The sequence below is a fragment of the Agrococcus sp. BE272 genome (genome assembly GCF_031457935.1).
GTDB classification, from domain to species: Bacteria; Actinomycetota; Actinomycetes; order Actinomycetales; family Microbacteriaceae; genus Agrococcus; species Agrococcus sediminis.
This window is the reverse complement of record NZ_JAVDXL010000004.1, coordinates 18,318-41,020: the sequence shown is the minus strand read 5'-3', so window position 1 is coordinate 41,020 and position 22,703 is coordinate 18,318. Positions and strand designations below refer to the sequence as shown.

Here is a 22,703-nt window from a genome sequence, read left to right as displayed (position 1 = left end):
CACGCCAGACCCCTGACCGCCCACCCGGAGAGACCCACGTGCTGAGAACCATCGGCAGACGCCTGCTGCTGCTGATCCCGACCCTGTTCGGCCTGACCGTGCTGCTGTTCTTCTGGGTGCGGGCGCTGCCCGGCGGGCCCGCCGCGGCGCTGCTCGGCGAGCGCGCGACGCCCGAGGCGATCGAGCGCATCAACGAGGCGTACGGCTTCAACCGGCCGCTGCCCGAGCAGTACATCACCTGGCTCGGCCGCCTGCTGCAGGGCGACTTCGGCAACTCGATCGAGACGCGCAGGCCCGTGCTCGAGGAGTTCGCCAACCGCTTCCCCGCGACGGTCGAGCTCGCGGTGATGGCGCTCATCCTCGCCGTCGGCATCGGCATCCCGCTCGGCTACTGGGCCGCGCGCAACCACGGCAGGCTCCTCGACCACCTGTCGGTGACGGGCAGCCTCATCGGCATCACGATCCCGGTCTTCTTCCTCGCGTTCATGCTCAAGTGGGTCTTCGCCGTGCAGCTGGGCTGGCTGCCCTCCACCGGCAGGCAGAGCAGAGGCGTCGATGCGACGCATGCCACGAACTTCTACGTGCTCGACGGCATCCTCACCGGCGAGCTCGACGCGGCGCTCAACGCGATAGTGCACCTGCTGCTGCCGGCGATCGCGCTCGCCACGATCCCGCTCGCGATCATCGTGCGCATCACCCGCGCATCCGTGCTCGAGGTCGTGAACGCCGACTACGTGCGCACCGGCCGCGCGAAGGGCGTCTCGAAGCAGGTGATCCGCAACCGCTTCGTGCTGCGGAACGCGATGCTCCCCGTCGTCACGACGATCGGCCTGCAGGCCGGCCTGCTCATCTCGGGCGCGGTGCTCACCGAGACCGTCTTCGCCTTCCCCGGCATCGGCGCCTTCCTCGCCGACGCGATCTTCGCCCGGGACTTCCCGGTGCTGCAGGGCTTCGTGCTCTTCATCGCCGTGTCGTACGCGCTCATCAACCTGCTCGTCGACATCTCCTACTCGTTCATCGACCCGAGAGTGAGGATCCAGTGAGCGCCGCCGAAGCGATCCCGACCGTCCCCGTCCCCGAGGGCGACGCCGGGCAGCCCCGCCGCTCCGGGAGCTTCTGGGGCGACGTGCTGCGGCGGCTGCGCCGCAACCCCGCCGCCTGGATCGGCGCGGTCGTCGTCAGCCTGTTCGTGCTCGTCGCGCTGCTCGCGCCGGTGCTCGCGCCCTACCCCGAGCTCGCCACCCCCGGCGCGGGCCTGCGGCTGCCGACCTACCTGCCCGGCCCGGGCGAGGTGCCCGACTTCCCGCTCGGCATCGACCGCTTCGGCGGCGACGTGCTCTCGAAGCTCATCTGGGGCGCGCAGGCGTCGCTGCTCATCGGCGTCGCCTCCACCTTCTTCGGTCTGCTCGGCGGCATGGTGCTGGGCGCCCTGGCGGGCGCGTTCGGCGGATGGGTCGACACCCTCATCATGCGGGTGGTCGACATCCTGCTGTCGGTGCCGCACCTGCTGCTCGCGGTCTCGATCGCCGCGGTGCTCGGCCGCACGCCGCTCGCGGTGATGATCGCCATCGGCGTCGCGCAGGTGCCGATCTTCGCCCGCCTGCTGCGCTCGTCGATGCTGCAGCAGCGCGAGTCCGACTACGTGCTCGCCGCCCGCACCCTGGGCCTCGGCACCGGTCGCATCACGATGACGCACCTGCTGCCGAACTCGGTGGGCCCGGTGATCGTGCAGGCGACGCTCACGCTCGCCACCGCCGTCATCGACGCGGCGGCGCTGTCGTTCCTCGGCCTCGGCGGCGGGCGGCCCGAGACGGCCGAGTGGGGCCGCATGCTCACCTACGCGCAGGCGGAGCTCGCGATCGCGCCGTGGCTCGCGTTCCTGCCCGGCATCTGCATCATGATCGCGGCGCTCGGCTTCACGCTCCTCGGCGAGGCGCTGCGCGAGGCGATGGACCCCCGCACCCGCAAGCGCTGAGCGGTGGAGCTGGAGGCAGAGGCCCTTTCGGGCCTCTGCCGCGACCCCAGCTCCGGGGGCCGTCCCGGCCCCCGGTCTGCCCGGCGCCCGCTGAGGCCGCTCAGCTCGCGATCTGCAGCTCGTTGCCGGGGATCGAGGCGAGGAGCCTCCGCGTGTACGGGTCGCGCGGGTTCGTGAAGATCTCCTCGCTCGTCGCCGCCTCGACGAGCCTCCCGTTCTGCATCACCGCGACGTAGTCGCTGATGAGGCGCACGACGGCGAGGTCGTGCGAGATGAAGAGGTAGCTGAGCCCGAGGTCGCGCTGCAGGTCGCCGAGCAGCCGCAGGATCTGGTCCTGCACGAGCACGTCGAGCGCCGACACCGGCTCGTCGCAGACGATCACGTCGGGGGAGAGGGCGAGCGCGCGGGCGATCGCCACGCGCTGGCGCTGGCCGCCGGAGAGCTCCGACGGGTAGCGGCGCGCCATGTCGGACGGCAGCGCGACCTGGTCGAGCAGCTCGCGCACGCGGCGCTGGCGCTCGAGCTTCGACCCCTTGCCGTAGAACGACAGCGGCTCCTCGACGATGCGCTCGATCGTGAACATCGGGTTGAGCGACGAGTACGGGTCCTGGAACACCGGCTGCACGCGCTGGCGGAACTCCTTCTGCTCCTCGCGGGAGAGCGCGAAGACGTCCTTGCCCTCGAAGCGCACCGTGCCGCTCGTCGGCTCGAACGCCTTCAGCAGCATCCGCGCCGTCGTCGTCTTGCCGGAGCCGGACTCGCCCACGATGGAGACGGTCTTGCCGCGCGGCACCGAGAGCGACACGTCGTCGACGGCCTTGAAGGGCTCGCGCCGGCCGCGCACGTGGAACTCCTTGGTGACGTGCTCGAACTCGACGATCGTGTCGGGGGCCTCCGAGGCATCCGCCCCGCCGTGGCTCGCGAAGTCCTCGGGCCGCAGCCGCGCCATCGCGACCGACGGCGCCGCCTTCACGAGCGACTGCGTGTACGGGTGCTGCGGCGCCTCGAGGATCTGCTTCGCCGGACCCTGCTCGACGACGCGGCCGCGGTGCATGACGACGACCCGCTGGGCGCGCTCGGCGGCGAGCCCCAGGTCGTGCGTGATGAGGAGCACGGCGGTGCCGAGCTCCTCGGTCATCTGCTGCAGCTGATCGAGGATCGTGCGCTGCACGGTCACGTCGAGCGCGCTCGTGGGCTCGTCGGCGATGAGCAGCTGCGGGCGGCACGCGAGGCCGATCGCGATGAGGGCGCGCTGGCGCATGCCGCCCGAGAACTCGTGCGGGTACGACTTCGCCCGCTCGGCGGCATCGGGCAGCCCGGCCGCCTCGAGCGTCTCGACGACCTTCTGGTCGACGGTGCGGCGGTCGGCGAGCCCGTGCGCGAGCAGCGTCTCGGCGACCTGGGTGCCGATGCGCGCGACCGGGTTGAGGTTCGACATCGGGTCCTGCGGCACGAGCCCGATGCGGCGGCCGCGCACCTTGCGCATTGCGTTCTCGCTCGCGCCGACGAGCTCCTCGCCGTCGAGCCGGATGCTGCCGGCCGTGACGCGGCCGTTGCCCGACAGCAGGCCGATGACGGCCATCGCGGTGGTCGACTTGCCCGAGCCCGACTCGCCCACGATCGCGAGCGTCTCGCCCGCGGCGAGCGAGAGGCTCGCCTCGTGCACTGCCGTGACCGTGCCGTCCTGGGTCGTGAACTCCACCTTGAGTCCGGAGACCTCCAGCAGCGGCTTCTTCGCGTCGCTCATCCGACCATCTTGCACTGCCGCCGGGAACTTCGCTGGATCAGCGCACCCGCAGCACGAGCTTGCCCCGCACGTGCCCGCCCTGCAGCACGCCGAAGGCCTCGTGCACGCGGTCGAGCGGGTAGACGCGCTGCACCTCGACGCGCACGTCGCCGGCGTCGATGAGGCGGCCGATGATGCCGAGGTTCGAGCCGTCGGCCTCGACCTTCACCGACGACGCGCGCATCCCGCGCTCGGCGGCGGCGGATGCGTAGTCGGGCCAGGAGCCGGTCGGCACGTTGAGGTAGAGCCCGCCGTGCTTCAGCGCGTCGAGCGAGCGCGTGCCCGTCTCGTCGGCTACGTTGCCGACGAGGTCGACGACCACGTCGACCTTCTGCAGCGCGTCCTCGAAGCGCTCGGCCGTGTAGTCGATGACCTCGTCGGCGCCGAGCGACCTGGCGAAGTCGACGTTGCGGGTCGAGACGGTGGTGGCGACGTGGGCGCCGAAGTACTTCGCGAACTGCACGGCGAAGTGGCCGACGCCGCCGGCGCCGGCGTGGATGAGGATGCGCTGGCCGGCGCGCGCCTTCGCGACGCGCACGACCGCGTCCCACGCGGTGAGGGCGGCGCACGGCACCGCCGCCGCCTCCTCGAAGGTGAGCGACTCGGGCTTCGGCGCGAGCGCGAGGCTCGGCACGATCGCCTGCTCGGCGTACGACCCGCGGGTGCGCCAGTGGTTGACGATGCCGTACACGGCGTCGCCGGGCTGCACGTCGTGCGCCTCGTAGGGCGACTCGGCGACGATGCCGGCGACGTCGCCGCCCGGCACCCACGGCAGCAGCGGCTCGACGGCCTTCGCGGCGCCCTTGCCGATGACCGTCTTGTAGTCGATCGGGTTCATGCCGGCCGCGTGGACGTCGACGAGCACCTCGGTCCCGAGCTTGAGCGGAGCGTCGATGTCGCCGATCTCCACCTGGTCCGTCGGCCCGAACTCCCGCACCAGCACTGCGCGCATCGCACTTCCCTCCACGTCGCCTCGACGCTAGCGCACGCGTGTGACGCCCAGATGTCGAGATGACGACATGTGACCGCAGGGCCGCCGCGGCTACAGTGCACGTGTGCTCCAGCGCCCCCGGACCGCCGACGTCGCCGTCGCCGCCCTCGCCGTCGCGAGCCTCGTCGCGGGCGCGGTCGTCATCGGCGACGCGCGCGCGATCTACGAGCGCCACCTCTACATCTCCGAGCTCGGCGCCGAGCACATGCGCTCGGCCGCGCAGTTCCAGGCCGGGTTCGTGATCGTCATCGCCGGCATCCTGCTCGTGGCCGTGTCGGTGCGCGACGTGCGCACCCGCCTGCCGGTGCTGCGGCTGTGGGCGCCATCGGCGGCGCTCGTGGTCGCGGCGACGCTGTTCCTCGTCGCCGCTGCCGTGCCGTGCTCGCCCGGCTGCCCGTCGCTGCTCGGCACCGAGGCCGAGCTGCGCGACTGGGTGCACATCGTCGCGGCGGTGCTCGGGTTCGTCGCGGGCTGCCTCGCGATGCTGCAGTTCGCGACCGCGCGCGACCGCTGGGTCGCCCGGCTCTCGACGGCGGGCGGGCTCGCGGTCGGCGTGATCGCCGCGACCGGCGGCATCATCTCGCTCGCGCGCGGCAACACCGACATCGGCTCGGCCATGGAGTTCGTCGCGGCGGGGCTCGGGGTGCTGTGGATGATCGCGGTGACGGTCGTGCACACGCTGCCGCACGCGGCGGCGGATGCGTCGGAGCCGGCGCGCGCGCGGTCCCGCGGCGACGCGGTGCCGGTGGGCGCGGCCGCGCGCCTCGAGGATTAGGCGATCCCCACCAGGAAGCTCGCCAGCTGCTGCCGGAACCACGCGTACATCGCGGCCTCGCCGTCGTCCCGCGCGGGCGAGACGAGCATCCGGCATCCCAGCTCGTCGCGCCACGCCTCGGCGACGTGCAGCGGATGCACGGGGTCGCGGGGGCTCGCGAGCACGACCGTCGGCGCGGGGATGCGCAGCTCGCCCGGGCGGTAGGCGATGTTCCGCGGGATCTCGAGCAGGCGGATGCGCCGCTCGGCCGCGAGCGGCTGCGTCAGCTGCGCCTCGAGGCCGCGCGCGTGCGCGAGCGACTCGTGCGCGATCGCGCGCCAGGCGCCCGAGCGGTGCAGCTCGTCGAGCGCCCGCTGCGGCCGGTGCTCCTCGAGCAGCCGCCCGAGCAGCGGGAAGATCGCGAGGTTCGGCGGCAGCGGCTCGGTCGTGAAGGCGGGGCGGATGAGCGCGACGCGGTCGAGCGGGAACCGCCCGGAGCGCGCGATGCTCGCCGCGAGCGCCGCGCCGAGCGAGACGCCGACGATCGTCACGGGGGAGCCGTCGCCGACGCGCACGAGCTCGTCGGCCACCTCCGCGGCGAGCGCCTCGAGCGCGAAGCGATCCGGCTCGCCGATCAGCGTGCTCGCGCCGTGCGCGCGCAGGTCGGGCGCGAGCACGCGCACGCCCGCGGGCACGGCTCCCTCGAGGTAGGCGCGCATCGCGCCGGCGTCGGAGCCGAGGCCGTGGATCGCGAGCAGCATCAGCCGCGCAGGAGCTCGAGCAGCCGATCCGCGCGGTCGACGAGCATCGCGATCTCGTCCTCGTCGCGCTCGACCCACACGTGCCTGGGCGGACCGACGGGCACGAAGTGGCTGTGCTGCTCCCAGACGAAGAGGGTGCGCTCGGCGCCGAGCACGTACTGCTGCCACCAGATCTGGCGCAGGTACTGCTTCGGCACCCGGTCGAACGCCTTCGAGGTCGTCTTGATCTCGGCGAGCACCGTGCCGTCGTCGCTCACGCAGTCGGGCGTCGCGAGGTGGTCGCGGTGGGGCACGGAGTGGAAGAGCGCATCCGACGGCACGAGCGAGAAGTGGTCGTGCACCCAGCGGGCGATGTGCGGCTCGCGGGCGCGGCCGTGGTCGGTGAAGGCGTTGCCCGAGAAGCCGCGGAGTCCCAGCTTCTCGCGCGCGACGGCGGCGACGGCGGCCGAGGTGCTGAGCCTCGCCGCGTCGGTCGCGGTGACGCCGCGCGAGCGGGCGCGCAGCCATGCGATGCGGTCGCTCGAGCGGGCGACGATGCGGCTCGTGTGCCCCAGCACCGACGGCTCGTCGCCGAAGATGTCGAGCTGGAGCTGCATGGCTCCATCGTCCCACGCGGGGCCCACCCGGCTCGCCGCCATGCCGCGTCCGCGCGCCCGGCTCCCGACGTGGTGGGATGACCCCATGGCAGACCGCTACGACGAGCGCGACGAGGCCGAGCAGGTCGAGGCGCTGCGGCCGATCGCGCTGCGGGCCGCGGAGGCGTTCGGGCTCGACGTGGCGCGCATGGAGGTGGTGCTGCACGCCTACAACACCACCTTCGCGGTCGACGACGCCGGCGGGCGCCGGTTCGCCGTGCGGGTCGGCACGAACTCCGGCAGCACGCCGGCGAACGCCATCGCGCAGCAGGCGTGGGTGCGCGCGATCGCCGAGCAGACCGACGTCGTGGTGCCGGTGCCGCTGCGCACCCGGGACGGCGCATGGTTCGTCGAGTCGGATGCGCAGGTGCTGGGCCGCCCGGTGCTCGTCACGATCGCGAGCTGGCTCGAGGGCGACGACGCCGACGCGCTCACCGCGGACGCCGCTCGTGCGCTCGGGCGGACGATGGCGGCGCTCCATGCGCACGCCGGAGGATGGACGCTGCCGCCCCGCGGCGAGCTGCCACGCTTCGACCGGCCGCTCTTCGGCGATGAGGACGCGCTGGATCGTGCGCCGGGGCTCTCTGCGGTCGACCGCGCCGTGCTCGCCGATGCCCGCGCTCGCGCGGAGGAGGTGTTCGAGCGCCTGCACCGGGGCGCCGAGCTGCGACCGCTGCACGCCGACCTCCATGGCGGCAACCTCAAGTGGCATCGCGGGCGGCTCGCCGTGTTCGACTTCGACGATGCCGGCCTCGGGCTGCCCGTGCTCGACCTCGCGATCTCGGCCTTCTACCTGCGCGCCGACGAGCCGGTGCAGGAGGAGGCGATGCTCGAGGGCTACGCCGAGGTGGCGCCGCTGCCGGACATCCTGCGGGCCGACTTCGAGGCGCTCGTCGCCGCGCGCCAGCTGCTGCTCGCCAACAGCCAGCTCGTCACCACGACCGCGGACCTCCGCGCGCAGTCGGGCGAGTACACCCGCGTCTCCGTCGCGAGGCTCCGGCACTGGCTCGAGACCGGGGTGTTCACGAGAGCGCTGCCCGACGCGGCGTGATCGCGTGAGGGCAAGCGCACAGGAAGCGCAAAGGATAAGGTCGGATCGACCCACAGGAGACTCTGGCGGAATGGATGGCATGACCGACACCGCTCAGCAGCAGCTGCGGGCACAGCCCCGCCTCACCCGCCCGGATGGCTCGCCCATCCGCGTCGTCGTCGTCGACGACGAGCAGAGCCTCGCCGACCTCGTCGCCATGGGCCTCAAGTACGAGGGCTGGGACGTGAAGACCGCCGCCAACGGCCAGCAGGCGCTCCAGGCGGTGCGCGAGTTCCGCCCCGACGCGGTGGTGCTCGACATCATGCTCCCCGACATCGACGGCCTCACCGTGCTGCAGCGCCTGCGCTCGGCCGGCTTCGACGTGCCGGTGCTCTTCCTCACCGCCAAGGACTCGCTCGACGACCGCGTCGCCGGGCTCACCGCCGGCGGCGACGACTACGTCACGAAGCCCTTCGGGCTCGAGGAGGTCGTCGCGCGCCTCCGCGGCCTGATCCGCCGCACCGCCCAGACCGCCGAGGAGTCGAGCGTGCTCTGGGTCGGCGACCTCATGATGGACGAGGACTCCTACGAGGTGCGCCGCGGCGGCCAGCAGGTCGACCTCACCGCCACCGAGTTCGAGCTGCTGCGCTACCTCATGCGCAACCCGCGCCGCGTGCTCTCGAAGGCGCAGATCCTCGACCGCGTCTGGTCGTACGACTTCGGCGGTCGCGCGAGCGTCGTCGAGCTGTACATCTCCTACCTGCGCAAGAAGATCGACACGCTGGGCCCGCCCATGATCCACACCGTGCGCGGCGTCGGCTACCAGCTGCGCGCGGCTGAGTGAGCCGGCGCCCGCAGCGCACCCGCCTCCTGCACCCGTGACCCAGCCCGCCGCCGCGACGCCCCAGACCCGACGCATCCAGAACCCGTCGTCGTGGTCGCTGCGCCGACGGCTGCTCGTGGTGGTCGTGGCGCTGTTCGCCCTGCTCACCGCGGCGGTGGCGATCGCGAGCGTCATGACCATGCGCGTGGTGCTCGAGACGCGCGTCGACGAGCAGCTCACCGAGATCGCGAGCCGCACCGCGACCGACGTCGAGCGCGCGCTCGCGACCGGCACGCAGGCGCCGCTCGACCCGCGCACGGCGCCGACCGCCACGCTCATCGCCATCGAGCAGGGCGGCGACCTGCGCCAGGCGTTCATCCTCACGAGCATCGGGCAGCAGCTCGCGCTCTCGGCCGCCGACGAGCGGGTCGTGCTCGGCACCGGCTCCGACGGCATCGTCAACGAGTCGCTGCCGACCTACGGCTCCTACCGCGTCATCGCGCACGACGTGGGCGGCGGGGCGCGGGTGATCGTCGGGCTGTCGATGTCCGAGACCAACCAGACGCTCGCGGCGCTCGCCTTCGTGATCGCGGTCGCGGCGTTCGCCGCGGTCACGATCGTGCTGCTGCTCGGCGACATGATCATCCGGCGCGCGCTGCGGCCGCTCACCTCCGTCATCGCCACGACCGAGCGCATCTCGCAGCTGCCGCTCGCCTCGGGCACCGCGCAGCTGACCAACCGGGTGCGCATCGAGGAGCCCGCCTCGGAGGTCGGCCGCGTGCAGGAGAGCATGAACCGCATGCTCAACCACATCGAGCAGGCGTTCGAGGCGCGCTCGGCGAGCGAGCGTCGCGTGCGCCAGTTCGTCGCCGACGCCTCGCACGAGCTGCGCACGCCGCTCGCCGCGGTGCGCGGCTACGCCGAGATCACGCGCAAGCACGACGGCGACCTGCGCCCCGACACCCGAGAGTCGCTCGAGCGCATCGAGGCGGCCGCGCAGCGCATGCAGGCGCTCGTCGACGACCTGCTGCTGCTGGCGAGGCTCGACGAGGGCCGCGAGCTCGAGCGGGGCGAGGTCGACCTGTCGCTGCTCGTCATCGAGGCGGTCGCCGACGCGCAGGCCGCGGGCCGCTCCCACCCGATCGCGCTCGAGCTGCCCGAGGAGCCCGTGGTGGTCGCCGGCGACCCGCTGCGGCTGCAGCAGGTCGTGGCGAACCTGCTCGCGAACGCCCGCGTGCACACGCCCGAGGGCACGCCCGTGGACGTGTCGCTGCGCACCGAGGGGGAGGAGGCCGTGGTCGAGATCGTCGACGCGGGCCCCGGCATCCCCGACGAGCTGCAGCAGACGGTCTTCCAGCGCTTCGCGCGCGGCGACACGTCGCGCTCGCGCGCGACGGGCTCCTCGGGGCTCGGGCTCGCGATCGTCGAGGCGCTCGTCGACGCGCACGGCGGCACCATCGCGCTCGAGAGCGAGCCGGGGCGCACCGCGTTCACCGTGCGCCTGCCGCTGTGGCGGCAGGCGGCGGGGTCGGATGCCCCGGGCGCCGAGGGCGCGGAGCTCCGGCAGCCGTCGTGACCGACGGGACCGGCTTGCGCCGCGCATCCGTCGTGCCGTAGTCTTGCCGCATACCAAAGACCGCTGGTCGTCGGCGTGTGCCCGCAAGGGGACGTGTCGACCGAAGGCTCGCTCGAGGAGCGTCGTCCCGCGCAGGTGCTGAAAGATCCGTCGAGATCCCAGAGCTCCGTGCGCGTGCGCCGGAGCTCTTTTGCATGAGTGGGCCAGGGAAGCCGGCAACGACGCAAGGAGCACCATGGCGAACAAGGAAGCTGCGGTCGCCGAGCTCTCGAACCTCTTCGAGACCTCGAACGCCGTTCTGCTGACCGAGTACCGCGGTCTCACCGTCGGCCAGCTGAAGACGCTGCGCCGATCGATCAGTGAGCACGCGACGTACGCCGTGGTGAAGAACACGCTCACCAAGATCGCAGCCAACAACGCCGGCATCACGGCGTTCGACGAGTCGCTTGCCGGCCCGTCCGCGATCGCATTCGTGCACGGCGACCCTGTCGCCGTCGCGAAGGAGCTGCGTGCCTTCGCCAAGGCGAACCCGGCGCTCGTGGTCAAGAACGGTTTCTTCGACGGGAACCCGCTCACGGCCGACGACGTCAACAAGCTCGCCGACCTCGAGTCGCGGGAGGTGCTGCTGGCCAAGCTGGCAGGTGCCTTCAAGGCCTCGCTGTTCGGCGCTGCATACATGTTCAACGCCCCGCTCGCCCAGGCCGCTCGCGCGGTCGACGCGCTGCGGGTCAAGCAGGAGTCCGCGGCCGAGTAGGCAGCGGTCGGTACCAGAAACAAGGAGAAGACGATGGCAAAGCTGTCGACTGACGAGCTGCTCGAGCAGTTCAAGGAGCTCACCCTCATCGAGCTCAGCGAGTTCGTGAAGAAGTTCGAGGAGACCTTCGAGGTCACCGCCGCCGCTCCCGTCGCCGCCGCTGCAGCCCCCGCTGCCGCTGCTGCTGCGGAGGAGGTCGAGGAGAAGACGGACTTCGACGTCATCCTCGAGTCCGCCGGCTCGGCGAAGATCCAGGTCATCAAGGTCGTCCGTTCGCTGACGTCCCTCGGCCTCGGCGAGGCCAAGGCGCTCGTCGACGGCGCTCCCGCCCCCGTGCTCGAGGGCGCCAAGAAGGAGGACGCCGAGAAGGCCAAGGCCGACCTCGAGGAGGCCGGCGCGACGGTCACGCTCAAGTAGCGTTCCCCGCACCATCGCGAAGGGCCGCTCCCGTGAGGGGGCGGCCCTTCGTCATGCGCCCGCGGCACGCTGCCGCGCAGGCGCGACCGGATACCGTGGCCACGTGAGCATGGGCATGGGCGGCGGTCGCCGGGGCGGGGTCGGCATGCGCGACGAGTCGGCGCAGCGCGCCGCCAACGCGAGCGCTCCCCGCGTGCCCGACCTCGGCAAGCGCATCCTGGGCCTCTTCCGCCCCCACCGGCCGCAGATCGTGCTGACGATCGTGCTCGTGCTCATCGTCGCGACGATCGCGGTGTTCCCGCCGCTGCTGACGCAGCGCGTCTTCGACGAGGCGCTGTTCCCGCCCGAGGGCGGCCCCGACCTGCGGCTGCTCTGGATGCTCGTCGGCACGATGGTGGCGCTGTGGATCTCGTCGAGCCTGCTCGGCATCTGGCAGACGCTCATCACGTCGAAGGTCGGCAACCGCGTCATGGGGCAGCTGCGCGACTCGCTGTTCGACCGGCTGCAGAGCATGGAGCTCGCGTTCTTCACCCGCACGAAGACGGGCGTCATCCAGTCGCGGCTGCAGAACGACGTCGGCGGCGTCGCGAACGTGCTCTCCAACACCGTCTCGTCGGTCGTCGGCAACACCGTCACGGTGATCGCGAGCCTCGTGACGATGCTCATCCTCTCGTGGCAGCTGACGGTCATGGCGGTGCTGCTCACGCCCGTGCTCGTGCTGCTGCAGCGCCGCGTCGGCCAGGTGCGCGCCCGCATCGCGACGCAGACGCAGGAGTCGCTGAGCGAGATGACGGCGATCACGCAGGAGTCGCTGTCGGTGTCGGGCATCCTGCTCGCGAAGGCGTTCGGCCGGCAGGCCGACGAGTCGCGCCGCTACGCCGCCGAGAACGAGCGCCAGGTCGACCTGCAGGTGCGGCTGACGATGAGCGGCCAGACCTTCTTCGCGCTCGTGTCGATCTTCATCTCGATCCTGCCCGCCGTCGTCTACGTGCTCGCCGGCTACCTGATCGCCGGCGGCGACACCGGCGTCACGGCCGGCACGCTCGTCGCGTTCACGACCGTGCAGGCGCGGCTGCTCATGCCGCTCATGGGCCTGCTGCGCGTGGGGCTCGACCTGCAGACCTCCGGCGCGCTCTTCGCCCGCATCTTCGAGTACCTCGACCTGCAGCCGGCGATCGAGCCGCCGACGTCGCCGCGCCCGCTCGACCGCTCGCGCCTCGGCGAGGTGGAGTTCGACGACGTGCGCTTCCACTACCCGGATGCGCGCGAGGGCGAGCGGGCGACGCTCGACGGCGTCTCGTTCCGGCTCGAGCCGGGCACCTTCGCGGCCTTCGTCGGCCCCTCGGGCGCGGGCAAGACGACGATCGGCTACCTGCTGCCGCGCCTGCACGAGGCGAGCGGCGGAGCGGTGCGCTTCGCGGGCACCGACGTGCGCGAGCTCGACCCGGCGGCCCTCACCGACCACATCGGCATCGTGAGCCAGGAGCCGTACCTGTTCCACGCATCCATCGCCGAGAACCTGCGCTACGCCAAGCCGGACGCGACCGACGCCGAGCTCGACGCCGCGACGCGCGCCGCGAGCATCTACGACACGATCCACCGGTTCCCCGACGGCTACGACACGATCGTGGGAGAGCGCGGCTACCGGCTCTCGGGCGGCGAGAAGCAGCGCATCGCGATCGCGCGGGTGCTGCTGAAGGACCCGGCGGTGCTCGTGCTCGACGAGGCCACGAGCGCGCTCGACACCGTCTCGGAGCGCGTCGTGCAGGGCGCGCTCGACGAGGCGGCGCGCGGCCGCACGACCCTCGCCATCGCGCACCGGCTCTCGACCATCCGGCACGCCGACGTCATCTTCGTCATCGACGCCGGCCGCATCGTCGAGCAGGGCGCGCACGACGAGCTGCTCGCGCTCGGCGGCACCTACGCGACGCTCTTCGCGCAGCAGGCCTCGCGGGTCTGACGCGCCGCGCCGGCGGTGCCGGCGACGTCAGGCGGATGCGTCGCCGTCGACCTCGTCGAGGCCCGGCAGGTCGGCGGTCGCCTCGCGCCACCGCCGCTCGAGCTCCTCCATGTCGGCCGCGTAGTCGCTGTAGCGGCAGCCGAGCCCGTTCGGCTTCACGCGGATGCCCTCCTCGCGCCAGTGGGGGAGCGCGCGCTGCAGCAGGTCGCCGCCGAAGTCACCGGCGTGGCTCGTGATGCGCCACCACGGCAGGCCGTCGCTGTAGTGGCGGAGGATCGAGCCGACCTGCCGCGGACCGATGCCGCAGATGCGGGCGACGGCGCCGTACGAGGCGACGCGGCCGGGCGGCACGAGCTCGACGCAGCGCAGCACGCGCTCGATCACGAGCTCCCGTCTGGCGTCCACCGACCCATCCTCGCCCACCGGGCGCCCGCCCGCTCGACGGTAGGCTCGAGCGTCAGGCAGGAGGCAGCATGCGCTACGCGGAGTCGATCCTCGAGACGATCGGCGACACGCCGCTCGTGAGGCTCTCGAAGGTCACCGAGGGCGTCGCGGCGACGGTGCTCGCGAAGGTCGAGTTCCTCAACCCGGGCGGGTCGGTGAAGGACCGCATCGCGCTCGCGATGATCGAGGACGCCGAGCGCCGGGGGCTCATCGGCCCCGGCGGCACGATCGTCGAGCCGACGAGCGGCAACACCGGCGTGGGGCTCGCGCTCGTCGCGCAGCAGAAGGGCTACCGCTGCGTCTTCGTCTGCCCCGACAAGGTCTCCGAGGACAAGCGCGCGACGCTGCGCGCCTACGGCGCCGAGGTCGTCGTGACGCCCACCGCCGTCGCGCCCGACAGCCCGGAGTCCTACTACGGCGTCGCGAACCGCCTGACCGACGAGATCGAGGGCGCCTACCAGCCCAACCAGTTCTTCAACCCGGCGGCGCCCGCCGCCCACGAGGCGTCGACCGGGCCCGAGATCTGGCGCGACACCGACGGCCGCATCACGCACTTCGTCGCGGGCGTCGGCACCGGCGGCACGATCACCGGCACCGCCCGGTACCTCAAGCGGGCCTCCGAGGGCCGCGTCGAGGTCATCGGGGCCGACCCGGAGGGCTCGATCTACTCCGGCGGCACCGGCCGGCCGTACCTCGTCGAGGGCGTCGGCGAGGACATGTGGCCCGGCAACTACGACCCGAGCGTCGTCGACCGGGTGCTCGCGGTGAACGACGCCGAGTCGTTCGCGATGACCCGCAGGCTCGCCCGCGAGGAGGGCCTGCTCGTCGGCGGCTCGAGCGGCATGGCGGTCGTCGCCGCGCTGCGCGTCGCCCGCGAGCTGCCCGCCGACGCCGTCGTCGTCGTGCTGCTGCCCGACTCCGGCCGCGGCTACCTGCAGAAGGTCTACTCCGATGCCTGGATGCGCTCCTACGGCTTCGCGGCGCCCGAGGCCGGCACGACGGTGGGCGACGTGCTCACCGGCAAGGCGGGCGGCGTGCCCGACCTCGTGCACGCGCACCCCGCCGACACCGTGCACGACGCGATCGAGATCATGCGCGAGTACGGCGTGAGCCAGCTGCCGGTGCTCACCGCCGAGCCGCCCGTCGTGGTCGGCGAGGTCGCGGGCTCGGTCGACGAGCGCTCGCTGCTCGACGCCGTCTTCGCCGACCGCGCCGAGCTCGCCGACACCGTCGCGCAGCACCTCGGCCCTCGCCTGCCGCACATCGGCATCACGGAGTCGGTGGATGCGCTGCGCTCGGCCCTGCGGGAGGCCGACGCGCTGCTCGTGCTCGACCGGGCGAAGCCGGTGGGCGTCGTCACGCGCACCGACCTGCTGACCCACCTCGCGAAGGAGGCATGACGATGACCGCATCGACGTCCGACGGGTTCTCGACCCGGGCCATCCACGACGGGCAGGACTTCGACCCGCGCACCGGCGCGGTCATCCCGCCCATCTTCATGACCTCGACGTTCGTGCAGGACGGCGTGGGCGGGTTCCGCGACGGCTACGAGTACTCGCGCGGCGGCAACCCCAGCCGCGACGCGCTGCAGCTGCAGCTCGCGAGCCTCGAGGGCGGCACGCACGCCTTCGCGTTCGGCTCCGGCCTCGCCGCCGAGGACGCGGTGCTGCGCGCCGCCCTGCAGCCCGGCGACCACGTGCTCATGGGCAACGACGTCTACGGCGGCACCCACCGGCTCGTGTCGAAGATCTGGGAGCGCTGGGGCATCGAGCTGTCGACCGCCGACGCCTCCGACCTCGACGCGGTGCGCGCCGCGATGCGGCCCAGCACGCGGATGCTGTGGGTCGAGACGCCGTCGAACCCACTCATGAAGGTGGCCGACCTCCCGGCGCTCGCCGAGCTCGGCCACGACGCGGGCGCGCTCGTCGTCGCCGACAACACGTTCGCCACGCCCTACCTGCAGCAGCCGCTCGGGCTCGGCGCCGACGTCGTCGTGCACTCGACGACGAAGTACATCGGCGGCCACTCCGACCTCGTCGGCGGCGCCGCGATCACAGGCGACGCCGAGCTGGCCGAGCGCATCGGCTTCCAGCAGTTCGCGGTCGGCGCGGTCAACAGCCCCTTCGACGCGTGGCTCACCTCGCGGTCGCTCAAGACGCTCGCGGTGCGCGTCGAGCGGCACTGCACCAACGCGCAGGCCGTCGCCGAGTCGCTCGTCGGCCACCCGGCGGTCTCGGCCGTGCACTACCCGGGCCTGCCCGACCACCCGCAGCACGCGCTCGCGGCGCGGCAGATGCGCGGCTTCGGCGGCATGGTGTCGCTGCAGCTCGCAGGCGGCGCGCAAGCGGCGCTCGAGCTCGTGCGGCACACGCGGCTGTTCCAGCTCGCGGAGTCGCTCGGCGGCGTCGAGTCGCTCGTCTGCTACCCCTCCGAGATGACGCACGCGTCGGTGCGGGGCACCGAGCTCGAGGTGCCGGCCGACCTCCTGCGGCTCTCGGTGGGCCTCGAGGAGGCCGACGACCTGATCGCCGACCTGCAGCAGGCGCTCGGGCGCCTCTAGGCGACGATCAGGCGGCCGACCGCGCGGCGGGCGGCGCGGGCGGATGCCTCGGGCACGGCACGGTCGGTGACGAGCACGTCGAGCTCGTCGAGGGCCGCGAACGACGCGAGCGCCTGCACGCCCCACTTCGAGGCGTCGACGAGCGCGACCGTCGTGCGGGCGGCGGCCATGAGGGCGCGGTTGGTCTCGGCCTCGGCGAGGGTGGGGGAGGTGCAGCCCCGCTCGGCGTCGATGCCGTGCGCGCCGAGGAAGAGCGCGTCGAGCCCGATCATCGCCGCGGCGCGGTTGGCGACCGGGCCGACGAGCGCGTCGGAGCGGGTGCGCTCGCCGCCGGTGAGCACGACGCCGTCGCGGTCGGGCAGCGCGAGCGCGACGGGCAGCGAGTTGGTGACGATCGTGACGCCGGGCACCGCGGCGGCGAGCCGCGCGAGGGCGAGCGCGGTCGTGCCGCCGCCGATGCCGATCGCGGTGCCGGGCCGCACGAGCGCGAGCGCCGCCTGAGCGATGCGCTGCTTCTCGTCGCGGTGGAGCGCCGCCTTGGCGAGCGGCGCGGGCTCGTCGGTCACCGGCGGCCTGCGCAGCCGCACGCCGCCGCGCACGCGCTCGATGCGGCCGTCGGCCTCGAGGCGGTCGGCGTCGCGCCGCACGGTCATGGGCGAGACGCCGAGCGCCGAGGCGAGGTCGGCGACGCGGGCGGTGCCGGCGCCGGCCAGGTGGGCGAGGATGCGCTCGCGCCGCTCGACGTCGAGCAGTCCGGCCTCGAGCGGTCCGGACTCGGGCCGCTCTCCGTGCACCCGCCGGGGTGTGCGTTCTTCGACCATGCGAACACTTTCGCACAGGAGCGCGCATGAGCGCACGCGTTCGGGCATGATCGAGGCGTGACCGGCATCCGACAGACCAGCGCGCGCCTCGCCGACGGGCGCGAGATCGTCTACTTCGACGACCCCGGCACGCCGACCCGCGAGCGCCGGCTCGACGTGCGCGCGCTCGACCCCCGCCCCGTGACGCCGACGATGCGGTACGACGCGCTCGCCGGCGACTGGATCACCGTCGCCACCGCCCGGCAGGGACGCGTGCACCTGCCGCCCGCCGACGCCGACCCGCTCGCGCCGCAGTCGCCCGGCAACCCGAGCGAGATCCCCGACGACTACGACGTCGCCGTCTTCGAGAACCGGTCGCCCTCGTTCGGGCCCGGCACCGCATCCGACCTCCCCGGCGCCTCCGCGCCCGCGGCGGGCGAGCGGGGGGCGCACATCGCGATCGGCGCGACCCGCCCCGCCGTCGGCCGCTGCGAGGTCGTGAGCTTCAGCCCCGACCACGCGGGCTCGTTCGGCACCCAGCCGACGCTCCGCGCCCGCACGGTCGTCGAGGCGTGGGCGTCGCGCACCGCCGCGCTCAGCGCCGTGCCGGGCGTCGAGCACGTCTTCCCGTTCGAGAACCGCGGCGTCGAGATCGGGGTGACGCTGCCGCACCCGCACGGCCAGGTCTACGCCTACCCCTTCGTGCCCCCGCGCATCCGCCGCATCTGCGCCGCCGTCGACGCGCACGGGCCCGACCTCTTCGCCGAGCTGCTCGACGCCGAGCGCGAGGGGCCGCGCGTGCTCATCGCCGGCGAGCGCTTCACCGCCTTCGTGCCCTTCGCGGCACGCTGGCCGGTCGAGGTGCAGCTCATGGCGCACCGCCACGTGCCCGACCTCGCCGCCACCACCGACGCGGAGCGCGACGAGCTCGCGACGCTCACGCTGCGCATCGCGCGCGGCCTCGACGCGCTCTACGACGCCCCGCTGCCCTACATCGCCGCCTGGGTGCAGGCGCCGGTCCACGAGCACCGCGACGACGTGCGGCTGCACTGGCACGTGACGAGCCCGCGCCGGGCGGCCGACAAGCTCAAGTTCCTCGCCGGCAGCGAGGCGGCGATGGGCGCGTGGGTGGGCGACATCAGCCCGGAGGACGGCGCGGCTCGGCTGCGCGACGCGATCGCGCGTGCCGACGAGCAGCACCCGGTGGAGCCGCTCGCGCGCACGCAGGAGGAGACGACGGATGCGTGACGAGCTGCAGGCGGTCTTCGGCGGCACCGCGGGCCCCGACGGCATCTGGTCGGCGCCGGGCCGCGTCAACCTCATCGGCGAGCACACCGACTACAACGGCGGGCTCGCGCTGCCGTTCGCGATCGACCGCCGCACGAGCGTGGCCGTGCGGCTGCGCGACGACGACCGCATCCGCGTCGCGACCGACTTCGTCGACCGCGGCGTCGTGCCGGGCGTGATCGAGTCGACGCTCGAGACCGCGCACGCCTCGACCGGCTGGAGCCGCTACGTGCTCGGCGCGGCGCACGTGCTGCGCCGAGAGCTCGGCGTGCCGGGCCGCGGCTTCGAGGCGCTCGTGTCGAGCACCGTGCCGGTGGGCGTCGGGGTCTCGTCGTCGGCCGCGCTCGAGTCGGCGACGATCGTCGCGCTCGACGAGCTGTGGGGCCTCGGCCTCGACCGCCGCGAGATGGTGCGGCTCGGGCAGCTGGTCGAGAACGAGGTGGTCGGAGCTCCCACGGGCACGCTCGACCAGTCGGCCGTGCTGCTCGCGCAGCGCGACCACGCGGTGCTGCTCGACTTCCGCGACGGCACCGCCGAGCAGGTGCCGCTCGGCTTCGAGGCGGCCGGGCTCGAGATCCTCGTGATCGACTCCCTCGTGCGCCACGACCACGCCACCGGCGGCTACGGCGAGCGCCGCCGCGAGTGCGAGGAGGCCGCCCGCATCGCCGGCGTGCCGACGCTGCGCGAGATCGCCGTCGACGACATCGAGCGGTGGGCCGGCCGCATGCCCGCGCACGTGCACCGGCGGCTCAAGCACATCGTCACCGACACCGATCGCGCCCGCCGCGTCGCCGACCTCGTGCGCGCCGGGCGGCCGCGCGAGATCGGCCCCGTGCTCACCGAGGGGCACGCCTCCCAGCGCGACGACTTCGAGGACTCCGTGCCCGCGATCGACGCGGCCGTCGACGCGGCCGTCGCCGCCGGCGCTCTCGGCGCGAGGCTCACCGGCGGCGGCTTCGGCGGCGCCGCGATCGCGCTCGTCGACCGCGCCGAGACGGCGCGCATCGCCGCGAGCACGGCGGACGCCGTCGAGGCCGCGGGCCACGCCCGGCCCATCGTCTTCACCGTGCACCCCTCCGACGGGGCGAGGAGGGACGCATGACGCACTGGCTCGTCACCGGCGGCGCCGGGTACATCGGCGCCCACGTCGCCGAGGCGCTGCTCGCGAGCGGTCGCGAGGTGACGGTGCTCGACGACCTCTCGAGCGGCCGGCGCGGCTTCGCGCCGGCCGGCGCGCGGCTCGTCGTCGGCTCGATCCTCGACCGCGGCGACCTCGACGCGGCGCTCGCGGGCGTCGACGGCGTCGTGCACCTCGCCGGCTACAAGTACGCGGGCGAGTCGGTGCGCCGGCCGCTCCACACCTGGCGGCAGAACGTCAGCGGCACGATCGAGCTGCTCGAGGCGATGCGCGCGCACGGCGTGCACCGCATCGTCTTCTCCTCGAGCGCCGGCGTCTACGGCACGCCCGACGTCGACCGCGTCACCGAGGTCACGCCGCCCGCGCCCGAGTCGCCGTACGGCGAGACGAAGCTCGCGGGCGAGCTGCTGCTCGCCGACGAGCGCCGCCGCGCCGAGCTCGAGGGCTCGACGATGCAGGCCGTGGCCCTGCGCTACTTCAACGTCATCGGCTCGGCGACCGACCGCATCCGCGACACGAGCCCGCACAACCTCGTGCCGAAGGTGCTCGACGCGCTCGCGCGCGGCGAGGCGCCGCAGATCAACGGCGACGACTACCCGACGCCCGACGGCACGTGCGTGCGCGACTGGGTGCACGTCGGCGACGTCGCCCTCGCGCACGTCGCCGCCGCCGAGCGCATGGAGCGCGGCGAGCCGCTCGAGCCGGTCTACAACCTCGGCAGCGGCGACGGCGCCTCGGTGCGCGAGGTGCTCGCCGCGATCGGCCGAGCCGCCGGCGTCGACGTCGAGCCCCGCGTCACCGCGCGACGGCCCGGCGACCCCGCGCGCATCGTCGCTGACGGCGCGCTCGCGGCGCGCGACCTCGACTGGCGCATGCGGCACTCGCTCGACGCGATGGTGGCGTCGGCCGTGCGGTCGGCCCGCTCGGGCTGAGCCGCAGCACCCGCCCCGCCCCTCTCAGCTCGCCCGGGTCGCTGGCACAACGCAAGCCGCGGCGCGCGCTTCCGCGGCCGATCGGGCGGGAGTGGCGGGTCCGCCGCTGCATTCGCCGCGCGGGCTTGCGTTGTGCCGGGGCCGGGTGGCGGACCGAGGGGCAGACGGGGGCGGGAGGCGCCCCGTGGCTACTCGAGCGCCTTGCCGCGCTGCTCGGGCAGCGTCCACGCGGCGACCGCGGCGATCGCGAACGCCGCGGCGAAGACGCCGAACAGCAGCATCGAGCCGCCGGCGCCCAGCAGCAGCGGCACCGCGAGCGGCGCGAGGATCGACGCTATGCGCCCGAAGCCGGCGGCCGCGCCCGTGCCCGTGCCCCGCACGTTCGTCGGGTACAGCTCCGGCCCGATCGCGTAGAGCGCGCCCCACGCGCCCAGGTTGAAGAACGAGAGCGTGCAGCCCGCCGCGATGATCATCGCCTCGGTCGACGCCGTGCCGTACCAGGCGGCGGCGAGCGCCGAGCCGATGAGGAAGACGGTGAGCGTCGGGCGGCGGCCCCACTTCTCGATGAGGAACGCGGCGGCCGCGTAGCCCGGCAGCTGCGCCACCGTGATGATGAGCGTGAACTCGAAGGAGCGCACGAGCGAGAAGCCCTGCTCGACGAGCAGCGACGGGATCCAGATGAACGCCCCGTAGTACGAGAAGTTGATGCCGAACCAGACGATCCAGAGGGCGATCGTGCGGCGGCGGAGCGCCGACGACCAGATCGACACCGAGGACTCGGCCACCGCGCCCGCGGGCGCATCCGCCACCGGCTCGGCTGCCGGCGACGCCGGCGCGGGCACGCCCGCGGCCTCCTCGAAGCGACGCACGGTGCGCTCGGCCTCCGCGACGCGGCCCTTCGACTCGAGGTAGCGCACCGACTCGGGCATGCCGAAGCGCACCACGGCCGAGAAGAGCGCCGGCGCCATGCCGATCGCGAGGCCCCAGCGCCAGCCGTCGTCGGAGGCGCCGATGACGAAGGTGCCGATCACGGCGGCCGCGATCCAGCCGACCGCCCAGAACGCCTCGAGCCACACGACCACGCGGCCGCGGATGCGCCGGGGCGCGAACTCGCTCACGAGCGTCGACGCGACGGGCAGCTCGCCGCCGAGCCCGAGCCCCACCACGAAGCGCAGCGCCAGCAGCGCCGCGAGCGAGCCGACGAGCGCCGAGGCGCCGGTCGCGAGCCCGTAGACGAGGAGCGTGAGCGCGAAGACGCTGCGGCGGCCGATGCGGTCGGCGAGCAGGCCGCCGACGGTCGCGCCGATCGCCATGCCGACGAACCCGATCGACGCGATCCAGCTCGTCTCGGTGCGGTCGAGGCTCCACTGCTGCGCGAGCGCGGCGATGACGAACGAGACGAGGCCGACGTCCATGGCGTCGAGCGCCCAGCCGATGCCGGAGGTGCCGAGCAGGCGTCCGTGCCGGCGGGTGAAGGGCAGGCGGTCGAGCCGCTCGGAGCGGGTGGCGCCGTCGGCTGGCGGGAGGGCGGTCATGCGGGGCCTCTCGTCGGTGGCGCAGCGGCGGCGCCGAACGCGTCCACGATAGTGCGGGGCGCATCCCGCGCGGATACCGTGGGCGCATGACCGACACCCCCGAGATCCCCGCCGATGCCGAGACGGTCGAGGTCGACGCCTTCGTGACGGCGTCGACGGATGCGGTGTGGGAGCTCTTCACGACGGCCGCCGGCCTCGAGCAGTGGTGGTGGCCGATGTTCGACGACACCCGCTACGAGGTCGACGCGCAGGAGGGCGGCTGGTACCGCATCCGCACGTCGACCGGCGGCTTCGGCGTGCAGGGCCGCTACCTGCAGCTCGACGAGGGCAAGCGGATCGTGCAGAGCTGGGACTGGCTCGGCGGCGCCGAGCAGGGGGAGCGCTTCGAGCAGCTCGTGGTGGTCGACTTCGCCGAGACCGGCGACGGCACGCACATCCGCGTCACGCAGACCGCGGCGCTCGACGAGGTCGACGACCTGCGCGACGGCTGGCAGGACACGCTCACGCGCCTGGAGGAGCTGCTCGACTGACCCCGCGAAACGGTC

General features: G+C 73.5%; 22 protein-coding genes. 15 read left to right on the top strand and 7 right to left on the bottom strand.

Annotated features, from left to right (window positions below; translation table 11 throughout):
- The first annotated feature begins 38 nt into the window (after positions 1 to 38).
- Together J2X49_RS12005 and J2X49_RS12000 are read left to right on the top strand one after the other, a co-directional pair.
- On the top strand, positions 39 to 1,043 hold the full coding sequence (locus J2X49_RS12005; protein ID WP_128188374.1) for an ABC transporter permease: 1,005 nt from the start codon (positions 39 to 41) through the stop codon (positions 1,041 to 1,043).
- A gap of 14 nt (positions 1,044 to 1,057) precedes the next feature.
- Entirely contained in the window at positions 1,058 to 1,975 is a 918-nt protein-coding gene (locus J2X49_RS12000; RefSeq protein WP_246993406.1) for an ABC transporter permease, read from the top strand.
- A 100-nt stretch (positions 1,976 to 2,075) separates the two neighbouring features.
- Here J2X49_RS12000 and J2X49_RS11995 read toward each other — a convergent pair whose 3' ends face one another.
- Both J2X49_RS11995 and J2X49_RS11990 read right to left on the bottom strand, forming a co-directional pair.
- The gene (locus J2X49_RS11995; RefSeq protein ID WP_310126633.1) at positions 2,076 to 3,722 is read right to left on the bottom strand and encodes an ABC transporter ATP-binding protein; all 1,647 of its coding nucleotides are present in this window, start codon (positions 3,720 to 3,722) and stop codon (positions 2,076 to 2,078) included.
- Between the two features lie 37 nt (positions 3,723 to 3,759).
- Positions 3,760 to 4,713 carry an NADP-dependent oxidoreductase gene (locus J2X49_RS11990; protein ID WP_310126631.1) on the bottom strand — a complete coding sequence of 318 codons (954 nt, stop codon included), beginning with the start codon at positions 4,711 to 4,713 and terminating at the stop codon, positions 3,760 to 3,762.
- Between the two features lie 103 nt (positions 4,714 to 4,816).
- Here J2X49_RS11990 and J2X49_RS11985 point away from each other — a divergent pair, with 103 nt between their 5' ends.
- A complete protein-coding gene (locus tag J2X49_RS11985; RefSeq protein ID WP_310126630.1) occupies positions 4,817 to 5,527 on the top strand; it encodes a DUF998 domain-containing protein in 711 nt (236 codons plus the stop codon).
- On the opposite strand, the gene J2X49_RS11980 is transcribed toward J2X49_RS11985, so the two are convergent.
- Complete coding sequence (locus J2X49_RS11980) at positions 5,524 to 6,267, bottom strand: alpha/beta hydrolase (RefSeq protein ID WP_310126629.1); 744 nt, start codon at positions 6,265 to 6,267, stop codon at positions 5,524 to 5,526. The genes J2X49_RS11985 and J2X49_RS11980 overlap by 4 nt on opposite strands.
- Positions 6,267 to 6,863 carry a YqaJ viral recombinase family protein gene (locus J2X49_RS11975; RefSeq protein ID WP_310126627.1) on the bottom strand — a complete coding sequence of 199 codons (597 nt, stop codon included), beginning with the start codon at positions 6,861 to 6,863 and terminating at the stop codon, positions 6,267 to 6,269. Before J2X49_RS11975 ends, J2X49_RS11980 begins: the two co-directional genes overlap by 1 nt.
- Positions 6,864 to 6,948: 85 nt before the next feature.
- On the opposite strand from J2X49_RS11975, the gene J2X49_RS11970 reads away from it, so the two are divergent.
- The 6 genes from J2X49_RS11970 (at position 6,949) to J2X49_RS11945 (ending at position 13,462) form a co-directional block, all read left to right on the top strand.
- The gene (locus J2X49_RS11970; protein ID WP_310126625.1) at positions 6,949 to 7,953 is read left to right on the top strand and encodes a phosphotransferase; all 1,005 of its coding nucleotides are present in this window, start codon (positions 6,949 to 6,951) and stop codon (positions 7,951 to 7,953) included.
- A gap of 79 nt (positions 7,954 to 8,032) precedes the next feature.
- A complete protein-coding gene (locus tag J2X49_RS11965; protein ID WP_164877027.1) occupies positions 8,033 to 8,776 on the top strand; it encodes a response regulator transcription factor in 744 nt (247 codons plus the stop codon).
- A gap of 34 nt (positions 8,777 to 8,810) precedes the next feature.
- Entirely contained in the window at positions 8,811 to 10,331 is a 1,521-nt protein-coding gene (locus tag J2X49_RS11960) for a HAMP domain-containing sensor histidine kinase (RefSeq protein WP_310126623.1), read from the top strand.
- A 235-nt stretch (positions 10,332 to 10,566) separates the two neighbouring features.
- Entirely contained in the window at positions 10,567 to 11,085 is a 519-nt protein-coding gene (gene rplJ, locus J2X49_RS11955) for a 50S ribosomal protein L10 (RefSeq protein ID WP_128188364.1), read from the top strand.
- A gap of 33 nt (positions 11,086 to 11,118) precedes the next feature.
- Positions 11,119 to 11,502 (top strand): 50S ribosomal protein L7/L12, encoded by a 384-nt coding sequence (gene rplL, locus J2X49_RS11950; RefSeq protein ID WP_128188363.1) that lies wholly within the window; start codon positions 11,119 to 11,121, stop codon positions 11,500 to 11,502.
- 109 nt (positions 11,503 to 11,611) lie between these two features.
- The gene (locus tag J2X49_RS11945; protein ID WP_240671237.1) at positions 11,612 to 13,462 is read left to right on the top strand and encodes an ABC transporter ATP-binding protein; all 1,851 of its coding nucleotides are present in this window, start codon (positions 11,612 to 11,614) and stop codon (positions 13,460 to 13,462) included.
- Between the two features lie 27 nt (positions 13,463 to 13,489).
- On the opposite strand, the gene J2X49_RS11940 is transcribed toward J2X49_RS11945, so the two are convergent.
- Positions 13,490 to 13,867, bottom strand: a complete 378-nt coding sequence (locus tag J2X49_RS11940; protein ID WP_310126616.1) for an MGMT family protein — start codon at positions 13,865 to 13,867, stop codon at positions 13,490 to 13,492.
- Positions 13,868 to 13,935: 68 nt separating this feature from the next.
- On the opposite strand from J2X49_RS11940, the gene J2X49_RS11935 reads away from it, so the two are divergent.
- Together J2X49_RS11935 and J2X49_RS11930 are read left to right on the top strand one after the other, a co-directional pair.
- Positions 13,936 to 15,306, top strand: a complete 1,371-nt coding sequence (locus tag J2X49_RS11935) for a cystathionine beta-synthase (RefSeq protein WP_310126613.1) — start codon at positions 13,936 to 13,938, stop codon at positions 15,304 to 15,306.
- Positions 15,307 to 15,308: 2 nt separating this feature from the next.
- The gene (locus tag J2X49_RS11930) at positions 15,309 to 16,466 is read left to right on the top strand and encodes a cystathionine gamma-synthase (protein ID WP_310126610.1); all 1,158 of its coding nucleotides are present in this window, start codon (positions 15,309 to 15,311) and stop codon (positions 16,464 to 16,466) included.
- On the opposite strand, the gene J2X49_RS11925 is transcribed toward J2X49_RS11930, so the two are convergent.
- The gene (locus J2X49_RS11925; protein ID WP_310126607.1) at positions 16,463 to 17,287 is read right to left on the bottom strand and encodes a DeoR/GlpR family DNA-binding transcription regulator; all 825 of its coding nucleotides are present in this window, start codon (positions 17,285 to 17,287) and stop codon (positions 16,463 to 16,465) included. The genes J2X49_RS11930 and J2X49_RS11925 overlap by 4 nt on opposite strands.
- A gap of 57 nt (positions 17,288 to 17,344) precedes the next feature.
- On the opposite strand from J2X49_RS11925, the gene galT reads away from it, so the two are divergent.
- From galT to galE, 3 genes are read left to right on the top strand one after another with little or no spacing between them, the layout of a single operon-like run.
- The gene (galT, locus tag J2X49_RS11920; protein WP_310126603.1) at positions 17,345 to 18,514 is read left to right on the top strand and encodes a galactose-1-phosphate uridylyltransferase; all 1,170 of its coding nucleotides are present in this window, start codon (positions 17,345 to 17,347) and stop codon (positions 18,512 to 18,514) included.
- A complete protein-coding gene (galK, locus tag J2X49_RS11915; protein ID WP_310126600.1) occupies positions 18,507 to 19,655 on the top strand; it encodes a galactokinase in 1,149 nt (382 codons plus the stop codon). Before galT ends, galK begins: the two co-directional genes overlap by 8 nt.
- Positions 19,652 to 20,623, top strand: a complete 972-nt coding sequence (gene galE / locus J2X49_RS11910; protein ID WP_310126597.1) for a UDP-glucose 4-epimerase GalE — start codon at positions 19,652 to 19,654, stop codon at positions 20,621 to 20,623. The genes galK and galE overlap by 4 nt, the downstream gene beginning before the upstream one ends.
- Positions 20,624 to 20,811: 188 nt before the next feature.
- Here galE and J2X49_RS11905 read toward each other — a convergent pair whose 3' ends face one another.
- Positions 20,812 to 22,158, bottom strand: coding sequence for an MFS transporter (locus J2X49_RS11905; protein WP_310126595.1), 1,347 nt, complete (start codon positions 22,156 to 22,158; stop codon positions 20,812 to 20,814).
- Between the two features lie 86 nt (positions 22,159 to 22,244).
- On the opposite strand from J2X49_RS11905, the gene J2X49_RS11900 reads away from it, so the two are divergent.
- A complete protein-coding gene (locus tag J2X49_RS11900; protein ID WP_310126592.1) occupies positions 22,245 to 22,688 on the top strand; it encodes an SRPBCC family protein in 444 nt (147 codons plus the stop codon).
- Positions 22,689 to 22,703: the final 15 nt, after the last annotated feature.